This is a genomic window from Flavobacterium sp. WC2421 (assembly GCF_040822115.1).
Classification (GTDB): Bacteria; Bacteroidota; Bacteroidia; order Flavobacteriales; family Flavobacteriaceae; genus Flavobacterium.
In genome coordinates this window covers 1,058,235-1,074,984 of sequence record NZ_CP162004.1, presented here as the reverse complement: position 1 = coordinate 1,074,984, position 16,750 = coordinate 1,058,235, and the positions used below count along the sequence as shown (strand labels likewise).

14 protein-coding genes are annotated in these 16,750 nt (G+C 33.9%); 4 read left to right on the top strand and 10 right to left on the bottom strand.

Features of this window, described 5'->3' with window-relative positions:
- The 3 genes from AB3G33_RS04540 to AB3G33_RS04530 all read right to left on the bottom strand — a co-directional run bounded on the left by AB3G33_RS04540 (position 1) and on the right by AB3G33_RS04530 (position 3,333).
- Positions 1 to 480: a gliding motility lipoprotein GldH gene (locus AB3G33_RS04540; protein ID WP_367772961.1), complete on the bottom strand. Its 480-nt coding sequence runs from the start codon at positions 478 to 480 to the stop codon at positions 1 to 3.
- On the bottom strand, positions 464 to 1,771 hold the full coding sequence (locus AB3G33_RS04535) for a stage 0 sporulation family protein (protein ID WP_367756446.1): 1,308 nt from the start codon (positions 1,769 to 1,771) through the stop codon (positions 464 to 466). Before AB3G33_RS04535 ends, AB3G33_RS04540 begins: the two co-directional genes overlap by 17 nt.
- Positions 1,772 to 1,956: 185 nt before the next feature.
- Positions 1,957 to 3,333, bottom strand: a complete 1,377-nt coding sequence (locus AB3G33_RS04530; RefSeq protein WP_367772960.1) for a rhodanese-related sulfurtransferase — start codon at positions 3,331 to 3,333, stop codon at positions 1,957 to 1,959.
- A gap of 389 nt (positions 3,334 to 3,722) precedes the next feature.
- Here AB3G33_RS04530 and AB3G33_RS04525 point away from each other — a divergent pair, with 389 nt between their 5' ends.
- The gene (locus AB3G33_RS04525; RefSeq protein WP_367772958.1) at positions 3,723 to 4,193 is read left to right on the top strand and encodes a hypothetical protein; all 471 of its coding nucleotides are present in this window, start codon (positions 3,723 to 3,725) and stop codon (positions 4,191 to 4,193) included.
- A 221-nt stretch (positions 4,194 to 4,414) separates the two neighbouring features.
- Here AB3G33_RS04525 and AB3G33_RS04520 read toward each other — a convergent pair whose 3' ends face one another.
- From AB3G33_RS04520 to AB3G33_RS04510, 3 genes are all read right to left on the bottom strand, one after another.
- On the bottom strand, positions 4,415 to 4,825 hold the full coding sequence (locus AB3G33_RS04520; RefSeq protein ID WP_367772957.1) for a BrxA/BrxB family bacilliredoxin: 411 nt from the start codon (positions 4,823 to 4,825) through the stop codon (positions 4,415 to 4,417).
- An 85-nt stretch (positions 4,826 to 4,910) separates the two neighbouring features.
- Positions 4,911 to 6,086, bottom strand: a complete 1,176-nt coding sequence (locus AB3G33_RS04515; RefSeq protein WP_367772955.1) for a lycopene cyclase family protein — start codon at positions 6,084 to 6,086, stop codon at positions 4,911 to 4,913.
- Between the two features lie 42 nt (positions 6,087 to 6,128).
- The gene (locus AB3G33_RS04510) at positions 6,129 to 6,884 is read right to left on the bottom strand and encodes a transporter (protein WP_367772953.1); all 756 of its coding nucleotides are present in this window, start codon (positions 6,882 to 6,884) and stop codon (positions 6,129 to 6,131) included.
- A gap of 95 nt (positions 6,885 to 6,979) precedes the next feature.
- Here AB3G33_RS04510 and AB3G33_RS04505 point away from each other — a divergent pair, with 95 nt between their 5' ends.
- The 3 genes from AB3G33_RS04505 (at position 6,980) to AB3G33_RS04495 (ending at position 10,059) form a co-directional block, all read left to right on the top strand.
- Positions 6,980 to 8,851: an Nramp family divalent metal transporter gene (locus AB3G33_RS04505; protein WP_367756434.1), complete on the top strand. Its 1,872-nt coding sequence runs from the start codon at positions 6,980 to 6,982 to the stop codon at positions 8,849 to 8,851.
- A 101-nt stretch (positions 8,852 to 8,952) separates the two neighbouring features.
- Positions 8,953 to 9,606 carry a metal-dependent transcriptional regulator gene (locus AB3G33_RS04500; protein WP_367756432.1) on the top strand — a complete coding sequence of 218 codons (654 nt, stop codon included), beginning with the start codon at positions 8,953 to 8,955 and terminating at the stop codon, positions 9,604 to 9,606.
- A 45-nt stretch (positions 9,607 to 9,651) separates the two neighbouring features.
- Positions 9,652 to 10,059 (top strand): hypothetical protein, encoded by a 408-nt coding sequence (locus AB3G33_RS04495; RefSeq protein ID WP_367772952.1) that lies wholly within the window; start codon positions 9,652 to 9,654, stop codon positions 10,057 to 10,059.
- Positions 10,060 to 10,068: 9 nt separating this feature from the next.
- Here AB3G33_RS04495 and AB3G33_RS04490 read toward each other — a convergent pair whose 3' ends face one another.
- The 4 genes from AB3G33_RS04490 to AB3G33_RS04475 all read right to left on the bottom strand — a co-directional run bounded on the left by AB3G33_RS04490 (position 10,069) and on the right by AB3G33_RS04475 (position 16,748).
- Positions 10,069 to 12,483: a PAS domain S-box protein gene (locus AB3G33_RS04490; protein WP_367772950.1), complete on the bottom strand. Its 2,415-nt coding sequence runs from the start codon at positions 12,481 to 12,483 to the stop codon at positions 10,069 to 10,071.
- A 112-nt stretch (positions 12,484 to 12,595) separates the two neighbouring features.
- On the bottom strand, positions 12,596 to 13,117 hold the full coding sequence (locus tag AB3G33_RS04485; protein WP_367772947.1) for a YfiR family protein: 522 nt from the start codon (positions 13,115 to 13,117) through the stop codon (positions 12,596 to 12,598).
- Positions 13,118 to 13,172: 55 nt separating this feature from the next.
- Positions 13,173 to 16,034: a TonB-dependent receptor gene (locus AB3G33_RS04480; RefSeq protein WP_367772945.1), complete on the bottom strand. Its 2,862-nt coding sequence runs from the start codon at positions 16,032 to 16,034 to the stop codon at positions 13,173 to 13,175.
- Between the two features lie 585 nt (positions 16,035 to 16,619).
- The gene (locus tag AB3G33_RS04475; protein ID WP_367756422.1) at positions 16,620 to 16,748 is read right to left on the bottom strand and encodes a FeoB-associated Cys-rich membrane protein; all 129 of its coding nucleotides are present in this window, start codon (positions 16,746 to 16,748) and stop codon (positions 16,620 to 16,622) included.
- Positions 16,749 to 16,750 lie beyond the last annotated feature (2 nt).

The window sequence follows — 16,750 nt, the reverse complement described above, 5'->3', positions numbered from 1 at the left end:
CTATTCTTTTTTTTCTATTCTTAAACCTACTTCTGTTATACCTTCCAGGCTTTCAACTCCAGGAACTTTCCCTGTTTCCCGTACCACCTGTTTGATATTGACTTTGTACTTTCCTCTGAAACGCACATTTTCTTTGTAAAACAATTTGCTTTCCTTAATATCCGTGAAACCATCCCCAAGTAATGTTCCATCGGGATCAGCCATTTGGTACTCTAAAGTATCTACTTTCGTGTAGCCATTTGGTTTTTCTAAGGTCACAATCAAAAAAAGATTGTTGTATTTATAATTGTTATTGTCTCTCAAGTTTATAAACAAATCATATCTTTTCGTAGAATCTAATTCCGGTAAATTAAAAGATACAATACTGTCTTTATGCCAGGCACTTCCAACGGATTTATACTCATCAAAAGCTCTTTTTTTATCACATGAAAAAAAGACTGCCGTAATCAAAAGCAATAAAAAGCTATTTCTTAGACTCATTTTTAGTAATAATTATTGGTTTTCTTGCTGGTGCAGGCTCTGTTCCAGTTGGCGTTTTTTGATTTGGATTTCCTTGTTTTTTATGTACCGGTTTTTTATTATTAGGAACAATTGCATTTTCCCCACCTTTTTTAGGAGCCGCAGTGATAACATTTTCACCTACTTTCTTCGGTTTTTTGTTCGGTCTTTTGCTTTTCTTAGGTTGGTCAAAACGAGTTAAACTCTCTTGTCCCATCGCATTATTAAAGTCTTTTTCTGTTTCTTGAATAATTTCAATAGCAAAATCTTCTAGTGATGAAACTTTGTTTTTCAGCTTATTCTCTGCAATGATTTCTTTGACTTTTTCGATTTTTAATACGTGCCAGTTTGCAAAATTATTGGTGTAAGCAAACCACATTAAGCCCTTAAAAATATCTTGTTTTTGACAGATAGCATCTCCTTTTTCAGTAACTAACTTCGTTTCAAAATCAGGAAACCCTTTCAACGCATCCATGTAAGTGTCTAACTCATAGTTGAGACAACATTTCAATTTTCCGCATTGACCAGCTAGTTTTTGTGGATTTAAAGACAGTTGTTGGTACCGTGCCGCAGAAGTATTTACACTTCTAAAATCCGTCAACCAAGTAGAACAACACAATTCTCTACCACAAGAACCAATACCACCTAAACGAGCTGCTTCCTGACGGAAACCTACTTGTTTCATCTCTACTCTAGTGCTAAATTCTTTGGCAAAATCTTTAATCAAAAGTCTAAAATCGACTCTATCATTGGCCGTATAATAAAAAGTAGCCTTAGATCCATCTCCCTGAAATTCAATATCAGATATTTTCATTTCTAGTTTTTGGGCTATAGCCAATTCACGTGCTCGAACTTTCATAGGTTCTTCACGTTCGCGTGCAGCAGACCAAATATCAATATCTTTTTGAGATGCTTTTCTATAGATTTTTGGGATTTCATTACCGTTGTAATTCGCTCCTTTTTTCTTCATTTGGATTTTAACCAACTCTCCCGTCAAAGTAACAATTCCGATATCATGACCTGGAGAAGCGACCGTAGCCACAATGTCTCCCATCGATAAAGTTAATTTTTCCGTATTGCGGTAAAATTCTTTACGCCCATTCTTAAAACGAACTTCAACACAGTCAAAAGGCGCCTCCCCATTAGGTAAACTCATATTAGAAAGCCAATCGAAAACAGTTAATTTATTGCAGCTATCGGTGCCGCAAGTCCCATTATTTTTACAACCCTTAGGTGAACCACCATCAGAAGTTGAACAACTTGTACATGCCATAATTTTATATATAGTGTTGTGATAAACACAACTTATGTTCTTAAAACGATTAATTCGTAAAGATAGTATTTTTTAAGCGTAAGATGCAAAAGTTACAACTGACAAAGAATTAAAGTTTTATTAAAAAAAAAGACCTTTTCCATCTATTTGGAAAAGGTCTTAATGAATTTTTAAGAAATAGGGGGTTAGTCTATAATTTTATATAATTTATCTGACAAACGAATTCGGAAAGAAAGCTTAAAAGTACATGTATCTCCCACAACCGCTTTTTCAGCAACTTTATCATTTACAAGCATTTCAGATATTACTACTTTTTGTTCTCCAGTAGTTTCTCCTTTAATCAGCATTGTATCTCCAATTTTTATTTCATTTTCTTCAATCAAGAATTGACCAATGCTTGGTTTTGGATAAAAATGAGTTCCTTTCCCAATGTATTGTTTTTTAATTTTTGGCGTTTTTTTAGCCAATGCTTTCGATTTTGTCAAATCGGCAAGATTGGGAACTGCGGCCAAAGGGTCTTGATTGGCTTCTCTATTTTTAAAAGTCAACACATCTGATTTTCCTTTTTTGAAAATCTTATTGCCGTTTTTTATTCCTCTTCTAATTGCTTTTTGCTCTTCTTCAGGTAAATGAATCACATCCACACATTCGGCGGAACAACAACCCTCCATGGCTAGCGCACATTCTTCACATTGAATAAACAATAAATGACACCCTTCATTGACACAATTGGTATGCACATCACAAGGTTTTCCGCATTGGTGACATTGTGAAACGATATCGTCAGTGATTCTTTCGCCTAAGCGATGATCAAATACAAAGTTTTTACCAATGAATTTACTCTCTAGATTTTCTTCTTTAATTTGTTTGGCATAATTAATTATACCTCCTTCTAACTGGTATACGTTTTTAAACCCTTGATGTTTAAAATAAGCCGAAGCTTTCTCGCAACGGATTCCTCCAGTGCAGTACATTACTAGGTTTTTATCTTCTTTAAAATCTTGCAATTGTTCATTAATGATAGGCAATGACTCTCTAAAAGTATCCACATCAGGTGTAATAGCGCCTTTAAAATAACCAATTTCACTTTCGTAATGATTTCTAAAATCAACCACAATTGTATTTGGATCGTCTAAAATAGTATTGAATTCTTTGGCTTTTAAATGCACTCCAATGTTGGTAACATCAAAAGTTTCATCGTTTAATCCGTCAGCAACAATTTTGTCACGTACTTTTACTGTTAACTTCAAGAAAGAGTGATCGTCATGCTCCACGGCAATATTCAAGCGCATTCCTTTCATAAAATCATATTCTTCTATAGTGTCTTTGAATGCATAGAAATTATCTGCCGGAAGTGATAGCTGAGCGTTAATTCCTTCTTTGGCCACATAAATACGACCAAGAACCACAAGTGGGTCCCAAGCGCGGAATAAATCGTTACGGAATTGTGTTGGATCTTGAATTTGCGCATAAGCATAGAAAGACAAAGTAAGTCTTTGTTTTCCGGCATCATCAATCATGATGGCTCTTTCTTCTGCGCTTAAAGTGTTATACAGTTGCATGCTATAAACGGTTTAAGTGTGAAAAATTATTTTTGCAAAAGTAGGGAAAAGTTAGAGAGTTTCAAAGTTGCAGAGAAATAGAGTTACAGAGATGCAGAGAATCAAAGTTTAGGCTTTTTATATCGCTTTTCGTCACTATAATATGTTACCACTTCAAGTGAAGCAATCTGGATTGACAATGAGTTCTGAATTGCAATTATTCAATTTTGACAAAGGAAATGGCACATTTTAGTAGGAGGTCTATTTGTAAGAAGAGGAGGACTTCAATTGTAAAAACTGTTGATTCTTTTATTGATTTGTAGTTGTTTTTAGTTTTACCCAAAATAAAAATGTTTATTAGCTTAAATATCAAACCATAAACCAATACCAACTAACTAAACCAAAAAACCATGAAAAACTTTATCCTTATTATTTTGGTACTTTTAAGTTCCGCCACCGTGTTTTCTCAGGAAAACAAAAACGATTTTGGAGGTTTAAAAAAGAATGCTATATCCTTTACAATTTTAGGAACAACCCCTGTAATTGGGTTGACTTATGAACGAATTGTCTCGAACTATGTGAGTTTAGAAATTGGAGTTGGACTACCAAGTGTAGGTATTGGAGCCAAAGTTTTTTTTAGTAAAATCCAAGAGCAAAAAATGATGTTTAATACTGGATTAACAGCAACTTATGTTGATTTTGGAAATGGTTATTTACTTAACGGTAATGCTGTAGTTATTTATTTACCCATCGGACTTAGTTATTACGGATTGAAAGGTTTTAATTTTGGAGTAGATGTTGGACCTGGGTTAGACACTGGTAATGAAGACGGAACTATTCTAATTCCTTATGCTGGTCTTAAACTAGGAAAACGATTTTAATTGAGATAATTTGGTTTTTAGAGCTATTTTAATTAATCAGTTCACTCTTGCCAGCGGTACACTATATTCTATTCTGGTGAACACTGCCAAAATAGGATATAGTGTACCGCTGGAAATAGCTCCAAATAAAAAACCGCAGCCCACACATTTAAAATGGGTGAAGCTGCGGTTAAAATCTTTGCGAACTTAGCGCAATACTTTGTGTTCTTCGCGTTTAAATACTAGCAGTATTCGTTAAAAGCATCTTGTAAGTTCTCAGCAATCATTTCAGCTGGGCGACCTTCAATGTGGTGACGCTCTAACATGTGTACCAATTCTCCGTTTTTGAACAACGCCATACATGGTGATGATGGAGGAAAAGGAAACATGTGTTGTCTTGCTGCATCTACTGCTTCTTTGTCAACTCCTGCAAAAACCGTGATTAAATGATCTGGTTTTTTAGCTCCGTCCAAACTCATTTTTGCTCCTGGACGTGCGTTTCTTGCTGCACAACCACAAACTGAATTCACAACTACTAGTGTTGTTCCTTCGGCTTTGATCGCATTGTCTACCGCATCTGCGCTATGTAAATCTTGAAAACCTGCTACTGTAAGTTCAGCTTGCATTGGTTTTACCATTTCTTCTGGATACATATCTTTGTATTTTAAATATTAATTGTTGAAAGTGCAAAGTTACGAAGTTTAAAAAGAACTCCATTATTTGCTTTATAAAGTTTTGTTATTGTTTGATAGCCATTTGATTTTTCTGGAATAAATAACGAACAGATCGCATTAAAGCCATGACAAAAGGCATTTTAGGGCATTTTAAAATTACTTTTATATCCTCATAAAGCGATGTTTCTTCGTCTAAGAATTTAAAAATCAAAACGGGACTCCCCTTTTTAAACATTGAAGAGAATATACTTGCTCCCAGTTCGTTTTTTCGATCCAGAATATCCAACAAAAGCAAGTCGTAAAACCAAAATTTAGTTTGTTTATGGAATTTCCTGAAGTCCTTTTCTCTTTGTAAAAAAGTGATTAAGCCAGTCGATTTTTTATCAGAATTCTTGAAGGTATAACCCGTACTGGCTTTGGTCCATCCGCCGGCGGTTCCAATGTTGAGGACGCGTTGGGTGTTTTTTTTCCAAAAAGGATAGCAGGTCATCGGGATGCTACCTTGTTCTTTTTCGATGATTTCATAATCCGTGATACCGAGTTTTTTAATGTAGTTTTGAATTTCATCTTCGTACTCGCTTTTGGCTAATAAATCATGTGAAAACAAGGTGTATTCCAGCAACGCTTCGGTTGTGGAAGTAGGCAAAACATACATAAAACGTGTATTCCCTTTTTGTTCTACCGAAAAATCCATGAAAGTGGCTTGCGCTGGATTGAAAGCCGCTTCTTTACTTTCTATAAACCAACCAATAAAATGCTGTTGCAAAACGGGATATTTAGTTTGGCTTTCGACGGCAAACTTTCTATAAATACTATTAAACAGTTTATCGCCAGTAAAATTTTGGGTTTCGGTAGCAACGTAAACATGCGTTTGGAGTTCGTTGATATCCGTTACTTTTTCGTTAAGGAAGTCGATATTTTTTTGTTTCGAAATCAAATCAAATACTTGATTGTAAAAATCCAATCCTTTTACTCTATTGTATTGATACGGCTTTAATTCTAAATCTCTACTGAATTTTTCATTGGCAAATAAAGCCAAATCCCATTTTTTAGTAATTGATTGTTCCCAAGTTGATTGCTCTACTTGCCAGAAACACCAAGTTCTATCATTGGTTTTCTTTGCATCTTCATCGATAAGCAAAATGGATTTTTCCCTAAAATTACCTGATTGAATCATTTTATAAACAGTCATCAATGCTGCTAAACCTGTGCCTGTAAAAATGTAATCGTAGTTTTTCATTTAAAGTGGTGTCCAATTTTTATCAAAAATAGACAATTAAAATTAGATTTTAAATCGGAATGAATAGCCCAAAGACAAGAAATAATCGGGTGAAATTTTAGATAATCCCAGTCCACCTGAAATGTCTAATTGATGATTTGGGTTGAATAAGTAAGTGAAGCCAGCGTCAAAGCGATGATCTGGTTTTTCAATTTGAGGGATAAAACCATAGAGTTCTACATATCCACCTAATTTCTCCGTAATCGAATACCCTGTTGTCAAGGTATAAACAAAAGTAGGTTCGGTCGTTTCCCCATTCCATTCGGCACCCAAGTTGTAACTCAATACTTGTTTATCACTAATGGTATGTTGCATGGTAAAGCGAAATTCAGGAGTATAATATTTTTGTTTGTATGGGGCTGATGCTAGCCTTGGAATTGTAATATGCCCAATAAAGGAAGTGGTAGGAATAATCCCTTTTTCGTTCATCAGTTTTGTTTTGAAACCAATTAAAATAGGATTTATTCCCGCTTTTTTCTCCAAATTATTTTTATCGATTATAAATTCAGAAATTAATCTCAATTCGAAATTTTGATTAATTCCATAACGAACTAATACGGCTGCTGCCTGAATTTCATTTGCATTCTGTTTTGTTTTTTCAAATGAAAATCCATTTTCTAATTGCAAATAACCCACAGGAGTAATAAAAGGACATTCGGTTTGATCCGGCCTGTCAGTTTGTATGGAAGGCATATTTTGTGCAAATCCAACATTGTATAACAAAATGATTACTATAATAGAAAGGTGTGGTTTTTTCATTTTTTCAATAGCTTAAATAAATATTTAGACAAAACTAAAATAAATATTTGATAAAACAAAAAAACATAATTATATTTGCATCAAACAGTTATAAAATGGGTAAGTCGTTAGAAGAAGTAAACCAATCGGTTTCCACTCAAAATAAGAAATCAGTTTTCCGAAAAATATTAGCCTTTTTTGGTCCTGCCTACTTAATAAGCGTAGGATATATGGATCCTGGAAACTGGGCAACGGACCTTGCTGGAGGAAGTCAATTTGGCTATTCTTTGCTTTGGGTTTTATTGATGAGTAACATCATGGCGTTGCTTTTGCAAAGTTTAAGCGCGCGACTGGGTATTGTAACCCAACGTGATTTAGCACAGGCTTCTCGTGAAACATACTCCCCGTTTATTAACTACATTCTTTATTTCTTAGCTGAAATTGCTATTGCCGCCTGTGACTTGGCAGAAGTTTTAGGAATGGCCATTGGTATTAATTTACTATTCGACATTCCGCTGATTGAAGGCGTAATGATTACCGTTTTAGATACTTTTTTGTTATTATTTCTAATCAACAAAGGCATCCGAAAAATGGAAGCGTTCATTATCGCTTTGGTATTGGTCATTGGGGTTTCGTTCATATTCGAAATGATTTTTGCACAACCAGAAATGGATAAGGTACTTCTAGGTTTAATACCTTCCATGCCTAATGAAACGGCTTTATATATTGCTATCGGGATTATTGGGGCGACAGTTATGCCACATAATTTATATTTACATTCCTCATTAGTACAAACCAGAAAATTTGATCGAACTACTGAAGGCATCAAGCAAGCCTTAAAATACAATTTCATCGATTCAACCATTGCCTTAAACCTTGCTTTTTTTGTCAACGCCGCCATTTTAATTTTGGCTGCAGCCACATTTTACAAAATAGGAATGCATGAAGTAGCCGAAATTCAAGATGCGCATCGCTTTTTGCAACCACTTCTAGGAACTAAATGGGCACCCATTTTATTTGCCGTTGCACTTATCGCTGCTGGACAAAGCTCCACAGTTACAGGAACATTAGCAGGACAAATCATCATGGAAGGCTATTTGAATTTAAGAATCCAGCCGTGGGTACGTAGAATCATAACCCGATTAATTGCGATAGTTCCAGCCGTTATTGTCATTTCTATTTTTGGCGAAGGTGTTACAGGAAAATTGCTGATTTTTAGTCAGGTGATCTTGAGTTTACAATTGGGGTTTGCCATCATTCCATTAATTCATTTTGTGAGTGACAAATCAAAAATGAAAGGGTTTCACATTGGAATATGGACCCAAATTGCCTCTTGGATCGTAGCCTCAATTATCGTGGTGCTGAACGCAAAATTAGTTTTGGATGAAATAAGTGGCTGGCTTGAAACTTCAGATAACCCAATGATATTGTGGTTAACAGTAGTTCCATTAGCAATAAGTTTCTTAATTTTGTTGCTGTTCATTGTGTTTAAACCTTTAATTACCAAATCCAAAACTGCATTCCACAATCATTCTCCGCACAACTTAAAACTCCGTTTTTCTAAATCAGAAACGTATGATAAAAAGAATATTGCTGTTTCAGTAGATTTCTCGAGTGCCGATGAAGTGGCTTTAAATAGTGCTTTTGAATTAGGCGGAATTGCGGCCAACTATACATTAATTCATGTTGTTGAAACCGTTGGAGCGCTCATTTATGGAGAACATATTGACGATCACGAAACTTTGGTAGATGAAAAATTATTGAAAGAATACCAAGAAATGCTATCTGAAAAAGGATTCAAAGTCAGTATTCAGTTGGGCTTTGGTAAACCAAACAAAGTGATACCAGAAATCATTAATAAAGGAAATTTTGACGTTTTGGTGATGGGAACGCATGGACACACAGGATTCAAAGATTTGATTTTTGGAACTACAGTCGATAAATTGAGACATAAAATTTCCATTCCTTTATATATCGTTAAAAATTAATATTCATAGGAGCTCATTCCCGCTATTCGCTTTATCTTTATCTTTTTTAAAGAAAAAAAGATAAAGGATGTCGCTGCTATCGGGGCTAAAAAAAAACAACAATGACACTTTCAGAAGAAAATTACCTAAAAGCCATATACCATCTTACCGTAGTTTCAAATGCTGATGTGAGTACTAATGCCATTGCGGAAATGATGGAAACCAAAGCCTCATCAGTTACGGATATGCTTAAAAAATTGGCTGAAAAAGACTTGGTTAATTATAAAAAATACCAAGGCGTTTCCCTAACAGAACCAGGTAAACTAGCTGCCAAAATGATTGTGAGAAAGCACCGCCTTTGGGAAGTTTTCTTGGTAGATAAATTGGATTTTTCATGGGATGAAGTGCATGATATTGCCGAACAATTAGAACACATCAAATCAGAGAAACTCATCAATAAACTAGATGATTTTCTAGGCAACCCCACCGAAGATCCACATGGAGATCCGATACCAAATGCGCAAGGGGAAATATTCAAAATCGAAAAACAATTACTTTCAGAACTTTTGGTAAATCAAAAAGGAATGTGTGTTGGTGTTAAAGACACCTCATCTGAGTTTTTAAAATATCTGGACAAGCAAGAAATTGCTTTGGGTTCTAAAATTGAAATTTTAAGTAAAGAGACTTTTGATTTATCACTAAAAATAAAAGTAGATGGCAAGAATTTGACGATTTCAAATAAGATTGCTAGCAACCTTTTTGTAAAGACAAATTAACCATTTTCAAGTAATCTTGACCCTAACCTAATCAATAGATTTGAAATGAAAAAATGTATACTGCTGTTATTATTGACTTTTAATTTAACCGCTTTTGCTCAAAATAAAAACCTAAGTTATTTTAAAATTACTCAAAAGGAATGTCTCCCAAAAAAAGGCTATCAATTCGTTTTAAAACAAATCGTTTCGGATTCCCGTTGTCCCAAAGGCGTGAATTGCATTTGGGCGGGAGAAATAAAATTGTTAGTTTCGGTATATCAAGACAAACATTTTATTACGGATGAAGCGGTAACTATTTCTGGAAATAATTTTCAAGAAAACAAAGATTGGTTGGTGCGTTATTTGCCTATCAATAAACAGAACCTACAAACCATCACTGTTTTTCCTTACCCTGAAGAAGGTATTAAAATCAACCCTAAGGATTACTACTTGAAAATTGGCTACTTGAAATAGAAAATCATCCTATTTGTTATCGCTTTTAAAACCTATTAATTTTCTAATTTTTTGTTCACTTTCTTCTAGAGCAACCTCCATGTTTTTGTAGGATGTAATGTCTTTTATATTGGCAACAGCCGCGATAATATAGTTGTTGTCATCAATTATTGGTCGGCCACTAATTACTACTCTTTTTTTATCTCGTGTTTCCGAGTCTTCTATTACTATTTCAACATCATCTGTAGACTCCCCTTTTAATGCTTTTTCTAAAGGAAGGTTTTGAGCTGGAAATATAGTACGCTCATCAGGATAGTATAAATCATATTTAGCCGACCAATCAAGAGTCGTTGGCATTCCTGAATCTTGTTTAATTCCTATAATTTCTTCGGCCATATGATTAGAAAGCACAATTCTCTTATGAGTATCTGTTACAATAATTCCTTCACCTATATTTTCTAGAATCAATTTCAATTTTAATTCATTAAGGCGTACCAATTTATCGGCTTCAATTTTTTCGTTTTCTAGTTTTTTACTTAGAGAAATGTCTTTTATAAATCCAATAAAAATATATTTCCCTGAAATAGTTGCTTGAGATACTGTTAATTCAATTTCAAACTCTTCTTTCTTTTTATTAAGCGCCGTGATTTCGACTGTTTTATTAATATATGGCCCTTCTGCCGTTTCAAGGAAATGTTGAAACCCTTTCATATGACTTTCTTTATACTGGTCCGGAACAATTAAATCCCTCATTTTTTTACCTAAAACTTCTTGAATTGACCAACCAAATATTTTTTCGGCTTGCGGATTCCATCTTATAATGTCCCCTTCATCATTAATCACAATCAAAGCATCAGGAGCTTCATTAAAAATAGTTTGTAGCTGTCCTTCACTTTCTTTTAGCTTTTGGTCTGCTAGTTTTCTTTCGGTAATGTCTCTCATAATAGAGCGATGTCCAGTTATTTTATTTCCTTCTCTTAATTGCATTACGGTTTGTTCAATCCATTTTTGTTTTCTGTCTTTAGTTATAATTGGAAAAGAAAAGGACGTTTCATCAATTTTATTTTTAAACTGATTCAAATAAAACTCAGCCACACGATCTCTCCAATCTGGCGCAACGAGATCTATAATATTGGTACCCATCAATTCGCTTTGCGTGAAACCTGTTAGTTTTTCGCACGCAGGATTAATGTAAGTAAAGTTGCCTTTGTAGTCTGAAGTATGCACGACATCACTTGTGTTTTCAACAATTTCACGGTATTTCTCTTCACTATTGCGAAGCGTTTCAATAGCATCAGCTAATTGAGCTGTGCGTTCACTTACTTTTTGCTCTAGTTCTTCATTGAGTTTTTTAATTAGATTTTCCGAATTTTTTCGCTCTGTAATATCATGAATAACTAAAACTCCTCCAACCGTTTCTCCAGATGTGTTTTTTAAAGGTCTGGCCGTTACGGTAACAAAAAGACCTGCTGTTTTTCTATAATTTTGGATAAACATTTCCTGATTATCGACTTCTTCTCCATTTAACGCTCTAACTAACGGAAGTTCATTTGTAGCAAAAAGAGTATTAGAATCAGGCAAAAAGAAACCATAAGTATCAGCCCATTTCTCTTTAGGGATATCAATAGCACCAATTCCTATAATTTTTTCACTAGCAGTATTCCACAACAGGAATTTATTACTTTCATCAACAACTATTAATCCATCTCCCATGTTTTGTATAACGGATTGCAAGAGTGTGTTTTGTTTATTTAATTGCTCTTTAGATTGTGCTACTTCATTACTTCTTTTTTCTATGGTTTCTAGCATATCATTGAGACCAATAGAAAGGGTACTAATTTCATCTTTACCTTCAACGGCCATTCTAATTTTATAATCTTCTGTTTCTTTTATTTGTTGAATAACAGTGACTAAATTCAGCAATGGTTTAGAGATGTATTTTTTAATAAAAATGGCAATTAAAAATGCAAGCCCAATTCCCACTATAAGCAGCACGATTCCCAGACGCAAAACATCCATCTTTATTTTATTCAATTCCGAAAGTTCAAATCGAATAAGAACACTACCTATTACTTCATTGTCTTTTTTAATTTTACTGTATACAAAAAGTTCATTACTAGTAAATTCGAATCTATCTGAGACATCTTTAGAAACATTAAATTGATATTTTGAATCGGTACCTTCTTTTGCATAAGAGGCAAATACTTTTCCTTTCTTGTCTAAAATTACCGCATTTAAAATATCATGCTGAACATTTAATTCAGATAAAATTTTACTTGCAGCTGAATTGTCCAAAAAATCAAGTGCAGAAATACTATTAAAACCAACTACTTGAGCTATGGCTTTCGAACCTACTGCCTTACGGTCTTTAAAGCCTTTTATGTCGATTAAAACAAAGGCTGTGATACAAATAATCAGTACAAATGCAGAAGTAAATACTTGCATTAGCACGAGTTTGTTTTTAATGGATATGTTACGTGGATTAAGCATATGTATATTATTTTAATATTTTAAAAACTCTTTTTCATTCCATAAGTTGACAAATGGAGCTTCAGTACTATTGCACAATAATCGCGTGTTGCAATAAGAATGAACTAATTCCAATTCCCGCTTTATTTATTGCTTTTAGATTTACCTCAAATTTTAATTTGTTATCGACAATAACAAAATTCATTTGAGCTCCTTTTTTGCCATAACCATTTCGCTCAGTGACTATCAATACTGGTTTGTCAGAAAATTTAGAAAGAATAGTTTCAATTGGTATCGTGCTATTGTAAGGAACAAATAAAATATTACAAAAACCGATTTCCTCCAAATTTCCATATTCGTTAATCTCAATTTTTTTAGTTTTAGGCACAGCAAGCAATGAAGTTGTAATTGGGCTTCCTTCTAAAATAGCGATCTTAAAAGCTTGGTTTTTAGAATAATCTTTCCAATTAACATAATCTATAAAACGATACAGAAAAGCCGCTTTTAAAGCATATTCCTTTCCTCCAGCATTCTCTTGGGCGGTTACTAGATTGCCATCCAACAACAATACGGTCAACGACAAAAAAAACAATTGAGTTATAGTTTTCATACTTTTATTTTTAAAACAGTTCTTTTATGCCTTAATAAACCAGCTCTTTTTGAAATCAAAATCTATAGTTAAGTGCCAGACTAAACTGGGTTCCCAATTGGCTGAAATGATATCCTTCATATGTCATTTGAGAATAACGCCCGTTGAAAGTAATCAAATTAAATTGTGACTTAACTTGTGACGAATCTTTTAAAATTGCAGCTCCAGCTTCATTTTCGGCTTTAAATTTCCATTGGGGCAACACATTAAATAGATTGTTGACATTAAAAGCAAAAACCAATTGACTTGTAGGGGAATAATTAATGCCTAAGTCAGTAACTATTTTTGGGGTAAACTCTGTTCTTAAATTTGGATTTAAACCGTCTTGCTTGAATGTTGTTTTTCCAAAATAGGTGTTATTAAGAATGAATTCGTATTTTGAAATTTTATAAACCCCACCCAAAACCCATTTTGTTTTAGGTCTTGAGGTAAACATTAAAGCGCTTAAAGTAGGACTAAAATTATCGCTAGTAACAGCTGAAATTCTTTTGTTTTCAAAAACCACATTTCCCGATAAATTCATCCCTAATTTCCCATTTCCAATGGGAATCTCTCCATAATTCATAACTGCATCTAATCCAGATGTTCTGGAATCAAATGAGTTTTCAAACCAAGAGACTGTTCCAAACTGTGTTTCCACTTTGTCTCCCAAAAGTATTCGATCATTCACTGTAATTGTATAATAATCAATAGTAAAATTTACATTTTTAAAAGGGTTTGCCCCTATACCCATAGTCATATTTCTAGATTTTTCTGCATCTAATTTTGGGATTCCTAAAATGCGCGCCTGAGCAGAAATGTTATTGATCAATCCACTAATTTTTATTCCTTGTCCTGCTACAAATGAATACTGTGATTTTTGGGAATAAATTTGATGCAATGTTGGTGCTCTAAATCCTGTAGAAAAGGATCCACGAATGATGACTTTATCATTAGGAAATTTATATCTTGAACTGATTTTCCAAACCGTTGCGCCCCCAAAATCGCTATAATCTTCATAACGAACGGTTCCATTTAGTATAAATTTTTTAGAGAAATCATATGCCAAATCGATGTACCCTCCAAAATTATAACGGTTCCATTTACCCGAATTTTCAGGTCTATTTCCAGAAAAGGAATCGGCTCCTTCTCCCTCCCAAGACGCTCGGTCTCCTTCGGTAATTTCAAAAGTTTCAGTTCGGATTTCTGAACCAAATGCAACACTAATTTTATCGGAAACAACTTTTGAAATATCTAAATTCCCTACTACATGATGGAAAGCTACTCCGCCTGGTTTAAAATTTATGGGACTATTTTCTTGATAAACGCTCACCCCATTCTGATCTTTTATGACTGATTTATTTTGTGAATCTTCTACAGTATAGGCTTGTGAGTTTCCCCCAATTGTAACACTTGCATCAGTGTTCCATCCATTTCTTATGGACTTATATCCTAAGGTGGCATTATAATCATTTAAATCTCCCGTAAATGTGGGAAGATATCCATTGTATGAAGCTACCGTTCCATTGCCAAAAAAATCTTTCAAATAAGTGGGATATGTTGATGCGGTACTCCAGTTTGGAATAGAATTATTTTCAAAAGGATTTTGTATGGATCTCCAATATGGAGTTCTATAATTGGCAAATGAATTAACTTTTTTAAACACATAGAGGGCATTGTAGTACACTTGTGTTTCACTGGATAAATTAAACCCACCATTAATTAAGAATTTAGCTGTAACAGTTTCTGGCGAACCATTTATGTTTTTCGCATCAGGATTGTTTTTTAAAAAAGAATCAACTGCTTCTCTCCCTGAAACATTCCCTTTATTTATAGTTGCAAATTTTGCATTATAATCGGGTGAGCCTTTGTATCCTTGAAAAACTGCACTAATCCCATCCTCGGTCATTCCATCAATATTTGTTCCGTTTAGGGTATGATCATCGTTTATATAGCTGGACGGTTCATTAGGGTCTATTTTGATAAAATCATTAAATTCTCCTTCTGCATCTACTTTTCCAGGTCTATTAGCCAAATTTACTTTTGAAAAATCAATAGTATAGTTTACAAAGCCGTTGTTACCCGATGTAGAACCGTTGTTCAAACTCACCCCAAATAGTTCTCCATCTCCTTTTTTAGTTATTCCAGTTCGTACTGTAACTGCCCCGTTATTTGGTCTCTTTTTTAAAATAACATTGATCACACCTGCTATTGCATCAGAACCATATTGCGCTGAGGCACCGTCACGTAAAACTTCTACCCTCTCAATTGCATCAATTGGAATACCCGAAATATCGGCAGCCGTTTCACCTCGACCAGGTGAGGTTTGCAAATAAAGTAAAGCACTTAGGTTTTTGCGTTTGCCGTCGATAAGAATTAAGGTTCTACTAGGACCCATGTTTCTAATTTCATAGGGATCCAATAAGGAAGTGGCATCATTTACAGGTGTTTGAACGGTATTGAAGGAGGGAATTTTGTATTGCAATACTTTATCCAATGTGAATTGGCCTGTAGATATAAGATCTTCCGATGATAAAACATCTATCGGAAGTGAACTTGTAGTATTACTCCTTGGTACAGTTCTAGTTCCTGTAACCAAAACCTCATCTCTATTTTGCCCCCCATTTTGTGATAATACCGCATTCAATATAGATTCACTGGCTTCATATTCTTGTTTAGAAAAGCCATAATAACTAACAACCAAAGTGGCACCTTCTTTTACAATAATTGAATACGCCCCATTAATATCAGTAAAGACACTATTATTGGTTCCTTTTTCCGTGATGTTAGCTCCAGCCAAAGCGACACCAGCATTGTCAATGACAAAGCCTGAAATTTCTTTTTGTGAATAAAGAAAAGCAACCTTCAGAAAAAATAATATTAAAATAAATTTTTTCATAATGTGTTGGTATTGGTTCGCTTTTGTTTGAAATCAATGGCAACATAAAATCATAAAAGTGATTTCATCAATACTTCGCTGTTTCCTTTTGGAATAAGTATTGAATAAAAAGACTCATCAAGAAAACGCAACAAACTTACTTTTAATTAAAACGGCTTATTTCCTTGTCCTTTCTATTAAAATTTTTGAAAAGAAGTAGCATAAAACACTCTTACTAAGAAGTAAGCACTAATTCAAAAGGAAGTGATTTTTTGAGTTATAATTTTTTACGAATAAGATAAAGCACTAAAAATTATGAATGTTTAAAATTCATAATAGTTCTATAATTTCAATTGCTATTGTAGATATAAAGCGGGAAGTCTTGAAATTACTTTTAAACAGCTTCTATTATTTGCAATATCTTAAATATTGTTTTTAGGAATAAAAAAAGATAATCAATTGACTTTAAGCATTTAACTACAAGATTTGTACTATAAATTTAATCAAAATTTATTGATTACAGTGGTGTTTATTAGTATTTTAAGAAAATTTTACTGGCTTTAAGTTAGTTTTTACTTTAAAAGAAAGTATTAAAACGATACTCCTTTAATGACAACCACAATCCGTACCATCACCACAATTTTTATCCGATTTTTTCTTTTTAAAAAAGAATTTTTTGATTAAAAAAACTAGGGCAATTCCGAGAGCTGTAAAGGCGATTATTTGCTGGAACATAC

Bases quoted from the DNA above. Each gene is read 5' to 3' on its own strand.
- AB3G33_RS04535 (WP_367756446.1), bottom strand. From the start codon at position 1,771: ATGGCATGTACAAGTTGTTCAACTTCTGATGGTGGTTCACCTAAGGGT.
- AB3G33_RS04495 (WP_367772952.1), top strand. From the start codon at position 9,652: ATGAAAAAATGTATACTGCTGTTATTATTGACTTTTAATTTAACCGCT.
- AB3G33_RS04480 (WP_367772945.1), bottom strand. From the start codon at position 16,034: ATGAAAAAATTTATTTTAATATTATTTTTTCTGAAGGTTGCTTTTCTT.
- AB3G33_RS04515 (WP_367772955.1), bottom strand. From the start codon at position 6,086: ATGAAAAACTACGATTACATTTTTACAGGCACAGGTTTAGCAGCATTG.
- AB3G33_RS04510 (WP_367772953.1), bottom strand. From the start codon at position 6,884: ATGAAAAAACCACACCTTTCTATTATAGTAATCATTTTGTTATACAAT.
- AB3G33_RS04525 (WP_367772958.1), top strand. From the start codon at position 3,723: ATGAAAAACTTTATCCTTATTATTTTGGTACTTTTAAGTTCCGCCACC.
- AB3G33_RS04490 (WP_367772950.1), bottom strand. From the start codon at position 12,483: ATGCAAGTATTTACTTCTGCATTTGTACTGATTATTTGTATCACAGCC.
- AB3G33_RS04505 (WP_367756434.1), top strand. From the start codon at position 6,980: ATGGGTAAGTCGTTAGAAGAAGTAAACCAATCGGTTTCCACTCAAAAT.
- AB3G33_RS04500 (WP_367756432.1), top strand. From the start codon at position 8,953: ATGACACTTTCAGAAGAAAATTACCTAAAAGCCATATACCATCTTACC.
- AB3G33_RS04475 (WP_367756422.1), bottom strand. From the start codon at position 16,748: ATGTTCCAGCAAATAATCGCCTTTACAGCTCTCGGAATTGCCCTAGTT.
- AB3G33_RS04485 (WP_367772947.1), bottom strand. From the start codon at position 13,117: ATGAAAACTATAACTCAATTGTTTTTTTTGTCGTTGACCGTATTGTTG.
- AB3G33_RS04540 (WP_367772961.1), bottom strand. From the start codon at position 480: ATGAGTCTAAGAAATAGCTTTTTATTGCTTTTGATTACGGCAGTCTTT.
- AB3G33_RS04530 (WP_367772960.1), bottom strand. From the start codon at position 3,333: ATGCAACTGTATAACACTTTAAGCGCAGAAGAAAGAGCCATCATGATT.
- AB3G33_RS04520 (WP_367772957.1), bottom strand. From the start codon at position 4,825: ATGTATCCAGAAGAAATGGTAAAACCAATGCAAGCTGAACTTACAGTA.